The sequence below is a fragment of the Pseudomonas sp. Leaf15 genome, from assembly GCF_001421425.1.
Taxonomy (GTDB): Bacteria; Pseudomonadota; Gammaproteobacteria; order Pseudomonadales; family Pseudomonadaceae; genus Aquipseudomonas; species Aquipseudomonas salomonii.
The window spans coordinates 212,202-226,948 of record NZ_LMKI01000032.1 but is presented as its reverse complement, the minus strand read 5'-3'; the positions used below and the strand labels follow the sequence as shown (position 1 = coordinate 226,948).

The 14,747-nt window shown below is 61.8% G+C and carries 14 protein-coding genes and 1 riboswitch; of the genes, 8 read left to right on the top strand and 6 right to left on the bottom strand.

The window, feature by feature from the left end; translation table 11 throughout:
- Positions 1 to 79 precede the first annotated feature (79 nt).
- The 4 genes from ASE80_RS20495 to ASE80_RS20480 are packed head-to-tail and all read right to left on the bottom strand — an operon-like array spanning position 80 to position 3,456.
- Positions 80 to 1,039, bottom strand: a complete 960-nt coding sequence (locus ASE80_RS20495) for a hypothetical protein (RefSeq protein ID WP_056860552.1) — start codon at positions 1,037 to 1,039, stop codon at positions 80 to 82.
- A 41-nt stretch (positions 1,040 to 1,080) separates the two neighbouring features.
- Positions 1,081 to 1,893 carry an aldo/keto reductase gene (locus tag ASE80_RS20490; protein WP_056860551.1) on the bottom strand — a complete coding sequence of 271 codons (813 nt, stop codon included), beginning with the start codon at positions 1,891 to 1,893 and terminating at the stop codon, positions 1,081 to 1,083.
- The gene (locus ASE80_RS20485) at positions 1,890 to 3,065 is read right to left on the bottom strand and encodes an NAD(P)/FAD-dependent oxidoreductase (protein WP_056860550.1); all 1,176 of its coding nucleotides are present in this window, start codon (positions 3,063 to 3,065) and stop codon (positions 1,890 to 1,892) included. Before ASE80_RS20485 ends, ASE80_RS20490 begins: the two co-directional genes overlap by 4 nt.
- Positions 3,066 to 3,120: 55 nt before the next feature.
- The gene (locus ASE80_RS20480) at positions 3,121 to 3,456 is read right to left on the bottom strand and encodes a DMT family transporter (protein ID WP_017138493.1); all 336 of its coding nucleotides are present in this window, start codon (positions 3,454 to 3,456) and stop codon (positions 3,121 to 3,123) included.
- Between the two features lie 104 nt (positions 3,457 to 3,560).
- Here ASE80_RS20480 and ASE80_RS20475 point away from each other — a divergent pair, with 104 nt between their 5' ends.
- A complete protein-coding gene (locus ASE80_RS20475; RefSeq protein WP_056860549.1) occupies positions 3,561 to 4,451 on the top strand; it encodes a LysR family transcriptional regulator in 891 nt (296 codons plus the stop codon).
- 23 nt (positions 4,452 to 4,474) lie between these two features.
- Positions 4,475 to 5,752 (top strand): lipid IV(A) 3-deoxy-D-manno-octulosonic acid transferase, encoded by a 1,278-nt coding sequence (waaA, locus tag ASE80_RS20470; RefSeq protein ID WP_056860548.1) that lies wholly within the window; start codon positions 4,475 to 4,477, stop codon positions 5,750 to 5,752.
- A gap of 120 nt (positions 5,753 to 5,872) precedes the next feature.
- On the opposite strand, the gene ASE80_RS20465 is transcribed toward waaA, so the two are convergent.
- A complete protein-coding gene (locus ASE80_RS20465) occupies positions 5,873 to 7,312 on the bottom strand; it encodes a TolC family outer membrane protein (RefSeq protein ID WP_056860547.1) in 1,440 nt (479 codons plus the stop codon).
- A gap of 196 nt (positions 7,313 to 7,508) precedes the next feature.
- Positions 7,509 to 7,614: riboswitch (TPP riboswitch) on the top strand.
- Positions 7,615 to 7,761: 147 nt separating this feature from the next.
- Here ASE80_RS20465 and thiC point away from each other — a divergent pair.
- Together thiC and cytX are read left to right on the top strand one after the other, a co-directional pair.
- Positions 7,762 to 9,654 carry a phosphomethylpyrimidine synthase ThiC gene (gene thiC, locus ASE80_RS20460; protein WP_056860546.1) on the top strand — a complete coding sequence of 631 codons (1,893 nt, stop codon included), beginning with the start codon at positions 7,762 to 7,764 and terminating at the stop codon, positions 9,652 to 9,654.
- A 136-nt stretch (positions 9,655 to 9,790) separates the two neighbouring features.
- Positions 9,791 to 11,080 carry a putative hydroxymethylpyrimidine transporter CytX gene (gene cytX, locus ASE80_RS20455; RefSeq protein ID WP_056860545.1) on the top strand — a complete coding sequence of 430 codons (1,290 nt, stop codon included), beginning with the start codon at positions 9,791 to 9,793 and terminating at the stop codon, positions 11,078 to 11,080.
- Here cytX and ASE80_RS20450 read toward each other — a convergent pair.
- Entirely contained in the window at positions 11,049 to 11,795 is a 747-nt protein-coding gene (locus ASE80_RS20450; RefSeq protein ID WP_056860544.1) for an RsiV family protein, read from the bottom strand. The two genes, cytX and ASE80_RS20450, sit on opposite strands and share 32 nt — an antisense overlap.
- A gap of 194 nt (positions 11,796 to 11,989) precedes the next feature.
- On the opposite strand from ASE80_RS20450, the gene ASE80_RS20445 reads away from it, so the two are divergent.
- The 4 genes from ASE80_RS20445 to ASE80_RS20430 all read left to right on the top strand — a co-directional run bounded on the left by ASE80_RS20445 (position 11,990) and on the right by ASE80_RS20430 (position 14,736).
- Positions 11,990 to 12,607, top strand: coding sequence for an NUDIX domain-containing protein (locus ASE80_RS20445; protein ID WP_017138486.1), 618 nt, complete (start codon positions 11,990 to 11,992; stop codon positions 12,605 to 12,607).
- Positions 12,598 to 13,047, top strand: coding sequence for a DUF1249 domain-containing protein (locus ASE80_RS20440; RefSeq protein ID WP_017138485.1), 450 nt, complete (start codon positions 12,598 to 12,600; stop codon positions 13,045 to 13,047). Before ASE80_RS20445 ends, ASE80_RS20440 begins: the two co-directional genes overlap by 10 nt.
- Positions 13,048 to 13,133: 86 nt before the next feature.
- A complete protein-coding gene (gene cpdA, locus ASE80_RS20435; RefSeq protein ID WP_056860543.1) occupies positions 13,134 to 13,949 on the top strand; it encodes a 3',5'-cyclic-AMP phosphodiesterase in 816 nt (271 codons plus the stop codon).
- Between the two features lie 178 nt (positions 13,950 to 14,127).
- Positions 14,128 to 14,736 carry a YqiA/YcfP family alpha/beta fold hydrolase gene (locus ASE80_RS20430; protein ID WP_056860542.1) on the top strand — a complete coding sequence of 203 codons (609 nt, stop codon included), beginning with the start codon at positions 14,128 to 14,130 and terminating at the stop codon, positions 14,734 to 14,736.
- Positions 14,737 to 14,747 lie beyond the last annotated feature (11 nt).

Sequence of the window (14,747 nt, the reverse complement as noted above, 5' to 3'; positions counted from 1 at the left end):
GGTACATCAGGCAAACCCAGTTGATGCCATCGCAGGCAAGCCAGCTCCCACACAAGCCAGCGCCCACATTGGATTTGCGTCAGCCTTTGGCCTTCTTCTTCGGCACGATCTTGCGCAGCACACGCTGCGCCAATCGCTTCAACTTCGACTCTTTCTCAGGCTCCGCCAGGCCTTGCTGACGCAGCCAATCCTTCCAGCGAATGCGCTCATCGCGCACCAGCCAGCCTTCCTGCTGGGCGAAGCTTTCCGCCAGGTACAAGCCGCGTGTGCTGGCCGGGTATAGCTGGTCTTTCTTTACGGTGTACAACTCTGCCAGCGGCTGGCCGTCCTTCAACGGCATCAGGTACAGGTCGGGCCGCTGACGGTCCAGGCGCGCCACGAGTTGGTCGCCTTCGAGGCGTTCATCCACATGGAACAGGCTCAAGGACTTGGCTTCCTTGGGGACTTCCAGGCGCAAGTCATAAATCAATTGCAGCGACGCGGTCGGCAAATGCACGTAAGCCCGTGGGCGCTCGATCAATTGCATGGTGGCGCAGCGCACCGGGCGGGCGGCGCCGGACAGCGGGCTCAAGCGAAACGGCAGGGCTTCACGGTAATGCAGGGCGGCGGAGTAGGGTGCGGGCAGCCAGGTGTCATTGAAGCGCCCGCCCAGCCAGCCTTCGGGTGTCTCCAGCAGGCATTCTTCGGCAATTTCCTGGATGGCGGTGTGCAGCGGCAGGTTCAGTTCGTGGGCGGGTACGTAGCCGGAGATCAGCTTGAGCACCACGTCGCCACGATCCTGGCGGCGCTGGCGCACCAGTACCCAGTAATCCTTGTTCTGCCAATGCAGGGTCAGGCGTACCGACACGCCGAGGTTGGCCAATTCCAGGGCGAAACGTTCAGAGTCTGCCACCTCCACCGGTTTGCGCCGTTGCAGGGTCTGGGCGAAGTTGAGCGGCATGCCCACGCTCTGGTAACTCAGGCCTTCGGGGGTGGCTTCGACGTGCAGCGGCAGTGTCTTGAAGTTGCTGGGGTTTTTTCTAATCAGCGTTCGCGGCATGTCGGCTCCTTCTTGCGACGGGGTCGGCCGCGTGGGCGGCGTCAGAGTTGACGAATGACTTGGGCAGCGGTCGCCACGTTGTGGGCCAGGTGCAGCGGGTTAATGGTCCCGACAATAGCACTGGCGACACCCGTTTGCGCAAACAACAGCATGAAACTGGCACGAATTGGATCCATTCCTGGCTCAAGACACACGTGGCCGCTGGCCAGGGCCTTTTTCACCAGGATGCCTTTGCCGTGGGCGGCGGCGTAATCGATCACGGCTTTCTCGGCCTGTTCATTCAGATTGTAGGTGACCATCGCGCAATCACCTTGTTCCAGAGCCTTCACGCCACCTTCGACGGTTTTGCCGGAGAAGCCGAAACCACGGATCTTGCCCTCTTTTTTCAGCTGCGCCAGGGTCTCATACACCTCGCAATCGTTGAGGATATGCAGGTCATTGCCGTCGGAGTGCACCAGCACCAGATCGATGAAATCCGTTTCAAGTCGTTTCAAGCTGCGCTCGATGGACATCCGCGTATGTGCGGCACTGAAATCGTGATGGGACACGCCGTCGGCAAACTCTTCGCCGACCTTGCTGACAATCACCCAATCGTTGCGCTGGCCGCGCAACAGCGGTCCTAGGCGTTCCTCACTGCGGCCGTAAGCCGGCGCGGTGTCGATCAGGTTGATGCCCAACTGCTGGGCCTGGCGCAGCAACATCCGGGCTTCGTCGTCATTGGGGATCTGAAAACCGTTGGGGTATTTCACCCCTTGATCACGACCCAGCTTGACGGTGCCCAGGCCCAGTGGCGAAACCAGCAGGCCGGTGCTGCCCAGCGGGCGATGCAGGTCGTGCAGGGTTGGCAGGCTCATGGCAACAGTTGCTCCCAGGCAGGTTGGCCGAGGGCCGGTTTTGGAAATTCAGGCAGTGCGACGCTGGCGCTTGGGCGGATGCCGTCGCGTTCGAGGGCGTTGATTACGCGATCGGCGAAGTCCGGTGCCAGCGCCAGTTTGGTCGGCCATCCCACCAGCAGGCGGCCTTGCTCGGCGAGGAAGGCATTGTCGGGGCGGCTCAGGCCCGATTGCAGCGGCTCGGCCCGGTCGACGCGCAGGGTGGCCCATTGGGTCTGGCTCATGTCGATCCACGGCAGTAACTGCCCCAGCTCTTTTTGCGCAGTGGCGATCTGTTCTTGTGGTGTACGGGCCACGCCATCCGCCTCGGCGATATCGCCGCCCATGTACCACACCCAGTTGCCGTCGGCAGCCGGGTGAGTGGTGATGGTGAGGCGCGGCTTGGTGCCGCCGCCCAGGCAGTGCGCATACAGCGGCTTGAGGCCCGGGCCTTTGGCGATGATCATATGCAGTGGGCGGGTTTGCATGGCCGGCTGGCTCAGGCCCAGCGCGCTGAGCAGGTCAGCCGTGCCGCCACCGGCACTCAGCACGATGCGCTGGGCGCGGATCTCGCGGCCATCGACCTTCAGGCCCACCAGCGTGTCGCCTTCCAGCAGCGGTTCGATGTGTTGCCCGGCGAGCAAACCGTCGCCGGCCAGCTGCGCCAGGCGTTCGATCAGGCTGGGCACATCGATGACCAGTTCGGCCAGGCGATAGACCTTGCCCTTGAAACGCCGGTCTTGCAGGGCAGGCGGCAATCCGTCGCCCTTGACCTGATCAACGCGGCCACGCACGGCTTTACTGGCGAAGAAGCTGGTGAGGTTGCCGGCGATCGTGCCGGGCGACCACAGGTAGTGGGCTTCGGAGAGCAAGCGCACGCCGGTCAGGTCCAGCTCGCCGTTACCCGCCAGGGCTTCGCGCCAGCGGCGCGGCATGTCGGCAATGGCTTCGGACGCACCGGTGAGGGCGCCGTGCAGGGCGTATTTCGCGCCGCCGTGGATGATCCCCTGGGACTTCACGCTTTGCCCGCCGCCCAAGGTAGCGCTTTCCACCACCACCGTGGAAAACCGCTGGCGGCGCAGGCGTGCGTTAAGCCAGAGGCCGGCAACCCCGGCGCCGACAATCAGAACGTCGGTGGAAATAACGGATGGCATCGGCGACCTCAGTGTTCAAGACAAGAGGCGCAGTATACAGGCTGTAGCGTGGCGGTCAGTGCCCGGCGGTTTTCGAGAACAGCTGAATCACCACCACGCCCAGCACAATCAGGCCCATGCCCAGCATTGCCGGTACATCCAGCTTCTGCCCGTAGATAAACAGCGCGGCGATACTGACCATCACAATGCCCAGCCCGGCCCAGACCGCGTAGGCGATGCCCACTGGCACCGTGCGCACCACCAGCGTGAGCATCCAGAAGGCCACGCCATACCCCACAATCATCAGCAACAGCGGAATCGGCGTGCTCAAGCCCTTGACGGCTTTCATGGAAACGGTGGCGATCACTTCCGAGCAGATGGCAATGGCCAGGTAAACGTAGGCAACATTCATGGGGGGAATCCTCGGTGTGATACGTGCTTGATTAGGTCCGCATTTTAACCCTTCGCGAGATGAGATAAAGTCATTACCTATCCGATTTAAAGATGGGTTGAGTCATGAGTGTGCAATGGAACCTGGAACAGATGCGCCTGTTTGTCAGCGTCGCCGAGCAGCGCTCGTTTTCGGCGGTGGCGCGTGGGCAGCGCAAGGCGCAATCGGCCGTGAGCAATGGGATCGCCCTGCTGGAAGCGGACTTGGGTTTGAGCCTGTTCGAACGCAGCAGCGGCCGTCAGCCCCGCCTGACTGAAGCCGGCAGTGTGTTGCTGGAAGAAGCGCGCGAGGTGCTGCGCCAATGTGAACGGCTCAATGGAAGGGCGTTGTCACTGACCCGTGGCGAGGAAGCCTGCCTGCGCCTGGCCCAGGACGAAGCCATGCTGTTCCAGCCGGTGCTCGACAGCCTCGAGGCGCTGGCCCGGCAATACCCGCTGCTGGAAGTGCAACTGTCCAGCGCCGCCCAAGGCGATGTGGCGCGCAAGCTGGTGGAGCGCAAGGCTGACCTGGGCCTGTTGTTCTATCACGACCAGATCCCCGAAGCGCTTGAGCGGCGGGTGGTGGGCAGTGTGGAAATGGTCACGGTGTGCGGTGTGAACCATCCGCTGGCCCAGGACAACTACGTGACCTGCCAACGCCTGGCGCAGTTTCGCCAATTGCTGATGTCGACCCAGACCAGCGTCTACCCCGGCAGCGAAGCCGCGAGCCCCTTGGTGTGGCGTGCCGACAGCTTCTACGTATTGGCCGAATGGCTGATGAGTGGCCTGGGCTGGGCGTGGCTGCCTCGGCACATCGTGCAGTACCCAGCCTATCAACAGCAGATGGTCGAGCTGGACAGCGAATGGACGCCGCCGGCGCTGGTGGTGGAGCTGGTCTGGCGTCGCGATGAGCATCTGGGCCCGGCCGCGCGCTTCCTGACCGAGCGATTTGCCGAGTGCTTGCAGGCGATCGACTGAAAAAGCCGATAAACTCCGCCGCCATGAATAGAACTCTCTACAGCTGTCTGTTTTACCTGGCGCTGCCGTTGGTGGCTTTACGTCTGTGGCTGCGTGCGCGCAAGGCGCCGGCGTATGCAAAACGGATAGGCGAGCGGTTTTCCTATGGCCTGCCGGTGATGCAGCCGGGCGGGATCTGGGTGCATGCGGTGTCGGTGGGCGAAAGCATTGCCGCCGCGCCGATGATTCGCGGGCTGATGGAGCGCCACCCGACGCTGCCGATCACCGTTACCTGCATGACGCCCACCGGCTCGGAGCGTATCCAGGCGCTGTTCGCCAATGAACCGCGCATTCAGCACTGCTACTTGCCCTATGACTTGCCTTGCGCCGCCAAGCGTTTTCTTGATCGTGTACAGCCCAGGCTCGCCGTGATCATGGAAACCGAGCTGTGGCCCAACCACATCCATGCCTGCGCTCAACGCGGTATTCCGGTAGCGCTGGCCAATGCGCGGCTGTCGGCACGTTCGGCCAAAGGTTATGCGCGCTTCGCCAAACTGACCGCGCCGATGCTGGCCGAGATGAGCCTGTTCGCGGTGCAGACAAAAACCGAAGCCCAGCGTTTTTTGAGCCTGGGCGCACGACCACAAACCGTTGAAATCACCGGCTCGATCAAGTTCGACCTGACCATCGACCCGCAACTGCCGGTACGCGCCGCCGCCTTGCGCGAGCAATGGGGCGCCACCGAGCGCCCGGTATGGATCGCTGCCAGTACCCACGAAGGCGAGGATGAAGTGGTGCTCGCCGCCCATCGCCAACTGCTCGAAAGCTACCCCAATGCGCTGCTGATTCTGGTGCCGCGTCATCAGGAGCGCTTCGGCCCGATGTTCGAGTTGTGCGGGCAACAAGGCTTTGCCACGGTACGCCGCTCCAGCGCTGAACCGGTAACGGCGCAGACCTCCGTGCTGCTCGGCGACACCATGGGCGAGCTGCTGTTTCTTTATGCGCTGGCCGACAGCGCCTTCGTAGGCGGCAGCCTGGTGCCCACCGGCGGTCACAATCCACTGGAACCGGCGGCGCTGGCCAAGCCTGTGATCATGGGGCCGCACCTGTTCAACTTCCTCGAAATCAGCGCGATGATGCGTGAAGCCGGGGCGTTGCGTGAGGTGGATGATGCGCAAGGATTGGCCGAAGCCGTGCGGCAGTTGTTCGAACTGCCGCAGGATGCGCGCAAGATGGCAGAGGCGGGATTGAAGGTGATGCAGGCCAACCAGGGCGCGCTCAAGCGCTTGCTGGACGGTTTGGACAAACTGCTCAATCACTGAACCAACACGGACCAAAATGTGGGAGCTGGCTTGCCTGCGATAGCATCACCTCGGTGCATCAGAGGTACCGAGGTGTCTGCATCGCAGGCAAGCCAGCTCCCACATTGATTTTCGGTGTGTTTAGTAGCCCGGGCGAGCCTTGAGCTGCTCAGCGGCGGCCTTGGCCAGATCCGGCGGCAGGAAATCCTTGTCCGGGTTGTAATCAGCCTTGAGGTAGCGCGTCAGGTCCTGCAAGTCCCCTGGGCTCAGCGTGCCGGCAGCCTGCTTCAAGCGCAGGTTGTCGAGAATGTAGTCGTAGCGGCTGTTGTTGTAGTTGCGCACCGACGAGTACAGCTGGCGTTGCGAGTCCAGCACATCGACGATATTGCGCGTACCCACCTGATAACCGATTTCCGTGGCTTCTACCGCGCTCTGGTTGGAGATGATTGACTGGCGGCGCGCCTGCACCTGCTCCACATCGGTGTTCACCGCACGGTGCAGGTTGCGGGTGTTTTCCACCACCTGGCGGCGCAGGCCTTCGCGTTGCTGTTCGGTCTGGTCGAGGCGTGAATAGGATTCGCGCACTTGCGAGCTGGTCAAACCGCCGCTGTAGATCGGGATATTCAGGCGCAGGCCGATGGTGCGTTGGGACACATCACCGCCGTACGGCACGGGCAACTGGTTCGGGTTGCTGAAACCCAGCGCGTCGTTGTCGCCTTTCTCGTATTGCGCCACGGCGTCGAGGGTCGGCAAGTGGCCGGCCTTGCGCTGGCGCAGGGTTTCTTCGGCTGCGGTCACGGCGTAGTTGCTGGCCAGCAAGTTCAGGTTCTGGCGGCCGGCAGTTTCAACCCAGGACTTGGCGTCGTTCGGCGCCGGCGGCAGCACCGGCAGCGTGTGCACGATGCCCTGGATCGCATTGTACTGGCGGTTGGTCAGGGTGATCAGCGCTTCAAAGGCGTCGTCCACCTGGCGTTGGGCGACGATGCGGTTCGCGCGGGCGGTGTCGTAGCTGGCCTGGGATTGCAGCACGTCGGTCTTGTCCGACAGGCCCACATCAAAGCGTTCGTTGGACTGGTCGAGCTGGCGCTTGAAGGCGTTTTCTTCGGCCTTGGTCGAGGCCAGGTTGTCCTGGGCGCGCAGCACGGCAAAGTAGCTTTCGGCGCTTTGCAGGATCAGGTTCTGTTCAGTCGCCGAGAGTTGCAGCGCAGCTTGTTCGTTGACGGCTTCGGCGGCTTGCAGCTGGAACCAGCGATCAGCGCGGAACAGCGGCTGGCTCAAGGTCGCACGCCAGGAGTGCGCGTCACGGTTGGCGGTGGCTGCCGGTTGGTGGATCTGCGTGCGCACGTTATTGCTGTCGGCGCCGGCCGACAGGTTCGGCAGCAAGCCGGCGCGGGCCTGGGGCACCACTTCTTTTTGCGCGCCGTATTGCGCACGGGCGGCGGCCAGGTCGGCGTTGTTGTTCACCGCTTCCTGGTAGACGCTGACCAAGTCGGTTTTGGCGGACAAGGGCGCTTCAGCTGCCCAGACCATTCCATTGGTCGCACAAGACACGGCAAGAGCCAGTGAGAGTTTGCGCAGCATGAGGCGATCCCTAGTGTGAATATTACGGCTGTAATTAAGCGCCCAAGGCTAAGGCTGGCCATTCCTGGCGTCAAGCATTGTGACGACGCCCGAGTGTAGTGGCGCTGACCCTGCGCAACAATCCCGCAATCACGCCATTCATCACGCTGAATACACAGCCATTGGCAATTTGCCCACGCCATGGTCTAGACTGGCCGCGTTCTTGTCGGGGTGCCTTGTTGGAAGGCTGAGATCGGTAAATACCGGATCCCGTTGAACCTGATCAGGTTAACGCCTGCGTAGGGAACAAGATTTCTCGTCACCCGGCGAGTCCTCTTGTGCTTCGTCCGGGATGTTGTTCGACAATCGAACAGCCCTCGTGCCTTGCACAGCACTGGTTTCAGTGCGTCCATCCGTCACAGGTTCGCTCCGACAAAAATCCACCGCCTGGATAAGTTGGAGAGCCCGTGATGAGTACAAGACCAAAAAACAACACCGTGCATTTGAGTGAGTCGGCCAAGGTCGACACAGGCTCCGTGCAGCCGTTTACCCGCTCGCAGAAAATTTATGTGCAGGGCTCGCGTCCCGATATCCGCGTGCCCATGCGCGAAATCAGCCTGGACGTGACACCCACCGAGTTCGGCGGTGAAATCAACGCTCCTGTGGTGGTCTACGACACCTCCGGCCCTTATACCGACCCGAATGTCATCATCGACGTGCGCAAAGGCCTGGCCGATGTGCGCTCGCCGTGGATCGAAGAGCGTGGTGACACTGAGCGCCTTACCTGCCTGAGCTCAAGCTACGGCCAGGAGCGCCTGGATAACCCGGACCTGGCCTACCTGCGCTTTGCCCACCTGCAAAACCCGCGCAAAGCCAAGGTCGGCGCCAACGTGAGCCAGATGCACTACGCGCGCAAAGGCATCATCACGCCGGAGATGGAGTACGTCGCCATCCGCGAAAACATGAAGCTCGAAGAAGCCCGTGCCAGCGGCCTGCTCAAGCAGCAGCACCCGGGCCACAGCTTTGGCGCAAGTATCCCGAAAATCATCACGCCTGAATTTGTCCGCGAAGAAATCGCCCGCGGTCGCGCGATCATTCCGGCCAACATCAACCACACCGAGCTGGAACCGATGATTATCGGCCGTAACTTCCTGGTGAAGATCAACGGCAACATCGGCAACAGCGCCCTGGGTTCGTCCATCGAAGAAGAAGTGGCGAAGATGACCTGGGGCATTCGCTGGGGCTCGGACAACATCATGGATTTGTCCACCGGCAAACACATCCACGAAACCCGCGAGTGGATTATCCGCAACTCGCCAGTGCCGATCGGCACCGTGCCGATCTACCAGGCCCTGGAAAAAGTCGACGGCATGGCTGAGGAGCTGACCTGGGAGCTGTTCCGCGACACGTTGATCGAACAGGCCGAGCAGGGCGTGGACTACTTCACGATTCACGCCGGTGTCTTGCTGCGTTATGTGCCGCTGACCGCCAACCGCGTGACCGGCATCGTCAGCCGTGGCGGCGCGATCATGGCCAAATGGTGCCTGGCTCATCACAAGGAAAACTTCGCCTACACGCATTTCGAAGAGATCTGCGAAATCATGAAGGCCTATGACGTCAGCTTCTCCCTCGGCGACGGCCTGCGCCCAGGCTCGGTGGCCGATGCCAACGACGCGGCGCAATTCGGCGAGCTGGAAACCCTGGGCGAACTGACCAAGATCGCCTGGAAGCACGACGTGCAAACCATGATCGAAGGCCCCGGCCACGTGCCGATGCAGTTGATCAAGGAGAACATGGACAAGCAGCTCGAATGCTGCGACGAGGCGCCGTTCTACACCCTCGGCCCGTTGACCACCGACATTGCGCCGGGCTACGACCACATCACCTCGGGTATTGGTGCGGCGATGATCGGCTGGTTCGGTTGCGCCATGCTCTGCTACGTCACGCCCAAGGAACACTTGGGTTTGCCGAACAAGGATGACGTGAAGACCGGGATCATCACCTACAAGATCGCCGCGCATGCCGCCGACCTCGCCAAAGGCCACCCCGGCGCGCAGATTCGCGACAACGCCCTGAGCAAGGCGCGCTTCGAATTCCGTTGGGAAGACCAGTTCAACCTCGGCCTGGACCCGGACACCGCGCGGGCTTTCCACGATGAAACCTTGCCGAAGGAGTCGGCCAAGGTCGCGCACTTCTGCTCGATGTGCGGGCCGAAGTTCTGCTCGATGAAAGTCACTCACGAAGTACGCGAGTACGCCGCCAACCAGCGCATTGAAGCGGTGGATGTGGACGTGGCCAAGGGCTTGGCCGAGCAGGCGGAGCGGTTCAAGCAGGAAGGCAGTCAGCTGTACAAGAAGGTCTGACACCCACGATCGTTCCCACGCTCTGCGTGGGAATGCATCCCGTGACGCTCTGCGTCACAAAGGCGGACGCAGAGCGTCCTTAGCGGCATTCCCACGCAGAGCGTGGGAACGATCATGTCCCTCAGAGATAACACCCTTGAGCATTCAACCGAGTACTTACTCCCCTGAAATCGCGGTGCCGGCTGACAAACGCGTGTTCGGCGCCCGCGACCTGTTCTCCCTGTGGTTCTCCCTCGGCATCGGCCTGATGGTCCTGCAAACCGGTGCCTTGCTCGCGCCGGGCCTGGGCTTGTCCGGCTCGTTGCTGGCGATTTTTCTCGGCACGCTGGTCGGTGTGTTGCTGCTGGCCGCCGTCGGTGTGATCGGCAGCGACACCGGCCTGTCCGCCATGGCCGCGCTCAAACTCAGCCTCGGCAGCAAGGGCGCGAGCCTGCCGGCACTGCTGAACCTGCTGCAATTGATTGGCTGGGGCTCGTTCGAGATCATCGTGATGCGCGACGCCGCCAGTTTGCTCGGCACGCGCGCGTTCAGCGAGGGCAGCCTGCTCGCCAGCCCATTGCTGTGGACTCTGTTTTTCGGTGGCTTGGCGACCTTGCTGGCAGTCAGCGGTCCTTTGACGTTTGTGCGGCAAATCCTGCGTAAATGGGGCATCTGGCTGCTGCTCGCCGCCTGCCTGTGGCTGACCTGGAACCTGTTCGCCAAGGCCGACCTCGCGGCGTTGTGGGCCAAGTCCGGGGATGGCTCGATGCCGTTTGCGGTGGGGTTTGATATCGCCATCGCCATGCCGCTGTCGTGGTTGCCACTGATCGCCGATTACTCACGCTTCGGCCAGCGCGCCAAAAGCGTGTTCGGCGGGACGGCGTTGGGCTTCTTTATCGGGAATTTCTGGCTGATGAGCCTGGGCGTGGCCTACACCCTGGCGTTTGCGCCCAGTGGTGAGGTCAATGCGCTGTTGCTGGCGCTGGCCGGTGCTGGCTTGGGCATTCCGCTGCTGCTGATTCTGTTGGACGAGTCGGAAAACGCCTTTGCCGATATTCACTCGGCGGCGGTGTCCAGCGGTATGTTGCTGCGCTTGAAGGTCGAGCACCTGGCCCTGGCCATCGGTGTGATCTGCACCTTGATCGCCTGCCTGGCGCCGTTGGCGCAGTATCAGAACTTCCTGCTGCTGATCGGCTCGGTGTTTGCGCCGCTGTTCGGCGTGGTGCTGGTGGATCACTTTATCCTGCGCCGGCGTGGCCAGGGCACCGTTGCCAACCTGCATTGGCCGGCGCTGGTGGCCTGGCTGGGTGGCATCGCCACCTATCACGTGCTGGCCAACCTGTATCCGGATATCGGCGCAACCCTGCCGGCACTGGTACTGGCAGGGTTGTTACAGCTGGTGTTAGGGCGTGCGGTCAGTGGCGCGCAGGCATCAGCTCAGGCTTGAGCACGCCGGTGAGGCGCGCATAGGGGATGGTCATTTCGATCAGCCCCAATGCGTAAGGGGCGATGGTGCTCACGTTGTACTTGAGCACCACGCCGGCGCTGGTCAGGGCCACGTTCGGGGTTTTCTGGAACGGCCAGCTCTTCACGAACTCCGGGTCGCGGTCCATCTGCGAATTGATCAGCCAGCTGTTGTGGGCGACTTTCGCGGTGTTCCAGAACGCCTGTTCCTGGCCCGGCAGGAGCATGTCGGCCAGGCTCAGCTCTTTGTGCAGCAGGCGTGAATAGTTGATGAAACCGCGGCCGGGCGCGCCGTGGGCGGTGCCGGTATCCAGATAACTGGACACTTCAACGATCACCAGTCCGTCATGCTGCTCACGTACCTTGGCTTGCAAGTACATGCTGTTGCGGTTCGGCGACTCGCGCAGGAACTTGTCGCGGTAGGCATTCAGGGTCGGCGGCACGCTGGCGCCGGGCGCGGTGCGGGTCATTTGCAGCAGGCGTTGCTCAACAATGCTGTCCAGCTGCGGCTCGCTGGGGAAGTGCACGGTGTCGATGTTCACCAGCGGGCATTCCGGGCTGTTGCAGCCGGGTTTGATCTGTTCGGAAGTGTCCGGCTTGGTGTCCAGGGGCTTGAGGTAGCTGGGCTGGAACAGGCTCTGGCAAGCGCCCAGAGTCAGGGCAATACAGGCCACGGAGGCGATTTTTAAAAGCGACATGTGCGTCCTTCGGAAATCGATGGAAAGCGAAAAAGAGTAGCGCTTCGACTGCGAACAAAGCCGTCAGTTCGCCACTAAGCTGATTAGAGTGAGTTTGACGCTCGCCGTCTATCCCGGCAACCGGAAAGGGGCTGCATCAAGGGCCATGGGCGCGTTAGGATGGCGCGAATTGCACCTGCGTAACGAGGAAGGATATGACGGACATTGCCAAATCGACGCCGAACACCATCGAGATCGTTCAGCGTGACAATGCCTACAAGGGCTTCTACCAGCTTGACCGCGTGCAACTGCGCCACGAGAAGTTCGATGGCGGCATGAGCCGGGTGATCAATCGTGAAGTCTTCGTTCGCCATGACGCGGTGTGCGTGTTGCCCTACGACCCGCAGCGCGATGAAGTGGTGTTGATCGAGCAGTTCCGTATCGGCGCCATGGGCCGTACCGGCAACCCATGGCTGGTGGAAATGGTCGCGGGGCTGATTGATAAGGACGAACAACCGGAGGAGGTTGCACACCGCGAGGCCGAGGAGGAAGCTGGCCTTACGTTCTCTGCGCTGTGGCCGATCACCAAATATTTCCCGTCGCCCGGTGGCAGTACCGAATTCGTGCACTTGTATCTGGGCCGTTGCGACAGCTCAGGTGCAGGTGGCGTCCATGGACTGGAAGAAGAAGCAGAAGATATCCGCGTCACCCCTTGGGCGTTCGAAGATGCCCTGCAAGCGGTGCGTGACGGCAAAATTTCCAACGCAGCCAGCATTATCGCCCTGCAATGGCTTGCGCTTAATCGCGCGGAAGTGAGGGGGTTATGGCAGTAAAGGCACGGGAACGATACCGAGTTGACCTGATCGGGCTGCAAGCGGCCTGCGAGGCCAACTACGCGCGGCTGATGCGCCTGCTCCCCGACATGCGTCACGCGCCTGAGGCGCGGCGTATTGCCGTGACCCATGGCGACCAGATGCTGGGCGTGCTGACCCTTGAGGTCATCGTCAACTGCCCGTACACCACCACCTTGCGGGTGCGCCAGGAGCACAGCCTGCCCTGGCTGCCGGTGCCGCAGCTGGAGGTTCAGGTGTATCACGATGCCCGCATGGCCGAAGTGATCAGCGCCGAACATGCGCGACGCTTTCGCAGCATCTATCCTTATCCGAATGTGTTCATGCACCAGCCCGATGAGAAAGCACAGCTCAATGTGTTCCTCGGCGAGTGGTTGAGTCACTGCCTGGCCCTGGGCCATGAATTCGAAGTCGTGCGCTAGATGTGAACTGCGTCTTTCCTCTTTGTGTCCTGCCCCAGCATAATCGCGCCAGTTATCCATTCCTGTGATTGCCCTGGGAGAGCGCCTTGCCGAGCGTATCCGCTGTGAACCCTGATGCGTCGGTGCTGTTGGTGCAGTTGTCCGACAGCCACCTGTTTGCCGAGGCCGACGGTTCGCTGCTGGGCATGAACACCCGCGACAGCCTGCAGCGGGTGATTGGTTTGGTGCGCGAGCAACAGTCGCAGATCGATCTGGTGCTGGCCACGGGGGACTTGTCCCAGGACGGCTCGCTGGAGTCTTACCAGCAGTTTCGCGACCTGACCGGGCAGATCGACGCGCCGGCACGCTGGATTCCCGGCAACCACGACGAACCGCAGGTCATGGCCCATGCCGCCGTGCACAGTGATTTGCTGGAGCCGGTGGTCGACATTGGCCATTGGCGCGTCACCTTGCTGGATTCGGCGGTACCGGGCTCGGTGCCCGGTTACTTGCAGGACCAGCAACTGCAATTGCTCGCCCAGGCCCTGAGCGAAGCGCCAAGCCGTCATCATCTGGTGTGTTTTCACCATCATCCGGTCTCCATCGGTTGTGCGTGGATGGAGCCGATCGGCCTGCGCAACCCTGAAGCCCTGTTCGCCGTACTCGACCGCTTCCCGCAGGTAAAGGCGGTGCTGTGGGGCCATGTGCACCAGGAAATCGACCGTGAACGCAACGGCGTGCGCCTGTTGGCGTCGCCGTCTACCTGTATCCAGTTCGCGCCGGGCAGCGAGGACTTCAAGGTCAGCGAGCAGGCGCCCGGGTATCGCTGGCTGCGATTACATGCCGACGGACGGTTGGAGACGGGTGTGGAGCGGGTAAAGGATTTTGCTTTCACCGTCGACTACGGCAGCAACGGCTATTAAACGCTGCAAACGCTGCTCAAAATGTGGGAGCTGGCTTGCCTGCGATAGCGGTGTGCCAGTTAATCAATAGCTAACTGATCCGCCGCCATCGCAGGCAAGCCAGCTCCCACATTCGATCCGCATCTGTCTGTATTCCCTGTAAACTGCGCCTCTTTGGCTGATGCACGGAGAGCCCCGCATGTCCGCTTCGATTCTATATATCCACGGTTTCAACAGCGCGCCTGCGTCCAACAAGGCCACCCAGTTGACCACCGTGATGGACAGCCTCGGTTTGAGCGACCAACTGCGTGTGCCGGCCCTGCATCACCACCCGCGTCAGGCGATTCCTCAATTGGAAGAGGCCATTGCAGAACTGGGGCGGCCGCTGCTGGTGGGAAGCTCACTCGGCGGCTACTATGCAACCCATCTTGCCGAACGCCATGGCCTCAAGGCGCTGCTGGTGAACCCGGCGGTCAGTCCGCATCGGATGTTTGACGGTTACCTGGGCACCCAGAAGAACCTCTACACCGATGAAACCTGGGAGCTGACCCACGACCACGTCACGGCCCTGGCCGAACTGGAAGTGCCGGCGCCCCAGGACGCCGCGCGTTATCAGGTGTGGTTGCAGACCGGGGACGAAACCCTGGATTATCGCCTCGCCCAGCAGTATTACCGGGCCTGTGCCTTGCGCATCCAGGCCGGTGGCGACCATGGTTACCAGGGGTTCGCCCAGCAATTGCCGGCCATGTTGAGTTTTGCCGGCATTGGCGCAGATCAGTATCAATCCTTCGACTTTGCAGCACTGTAAAGTCCAAGGTT

Excerpts from the sequence above, each read along its gene's own strand:
- ASE80_RS20485 (WP_056860550.1), bottom strand. The coding sequence starts at position 3,065 with ATGCCATCCGTTATTTCCACCGACGTTCTGATTGTCGGCGCCGGGGTT.
- ASE80_RS20495 (WP_056860552.1), bottom strand. The coding sequence starts at position 1,039 with ATGCCGCGAACGCTGATTAGAAAAAACCCCAGCAACTTCAAGACACTG.
- ASE80_RS20480 (WP_017138493.1), bottom strand. The coding sequence starts at position 3,456 with ATGAATGTTGCCTACGTTTACCTGGCCATTGCCATCTGCTCGGAAGTG.
- ASE80_RS20475 (WP_056860549.1), top strand. The coding sequence starts at position 3,561 with ATGAGTGTGCAATGGAACCTGGAACAGATGCGCCTGTTTGTCAGCGTC.
- waaA (WP_056860548.1), top strand. The coding sequence starts at position 4,475 with ATGAATAGAACTCTCTACAGCTGTCTGTTTTACCTGGCGCTGCCGTTG.
- ASE80_RS20450 (WP_056860544.1), bottom strand. The coding sequence starts at position 11,795 with ATGTCGCTTTTAAAAATCGCCTCCGTGGCCTGTATTGCCCTGACTCTG.
- ASE80_RS20490 (WP_056860551.1), bottom strand. The coding sequence starts at position 1,893 with ATGAGCCTGCCAACCCTGCACGACCTGCATCGCCCGCTGGGCAGCACC.
- thiC (WP_056860546.1), top strand. The coding sequence starts at position 7,762 with ATGAGTACAAGACCAAAAAACAACACCGTGCATTTGAGTGAGTCGGCC.
- ASE80_RS20445 (WP_017138486.1), top strand. The coding sequence starts at position 11,990 with ATGACGGACATTGCCAAATCGACGCCGAACACCATCGAGATCGTTCAG.
- ASE80_RS20430 (WP_056860542.1), top strand. The coding sequence starts at position 14,128 with ATGTCCGCTTCGATTCTATATATCCACGGTTTCAACAGCGCGCCTGCG.
- ASE80_RS20440 (WP_017138485.1), top strand. The coding sequence starts at position 12,598 with ATGGCAGTAAAGGCACGGGAACGATACCGAGTTGACCTGATCGGGCTG.
- ASE80_RS20465 (WP_056860547.1), bottom strand. The coding sequence starts at position 7,312 with ATGCTGCGCAAACTCTCACTGGCTCTTGCCGTGTCTTGTGCGACCAAT.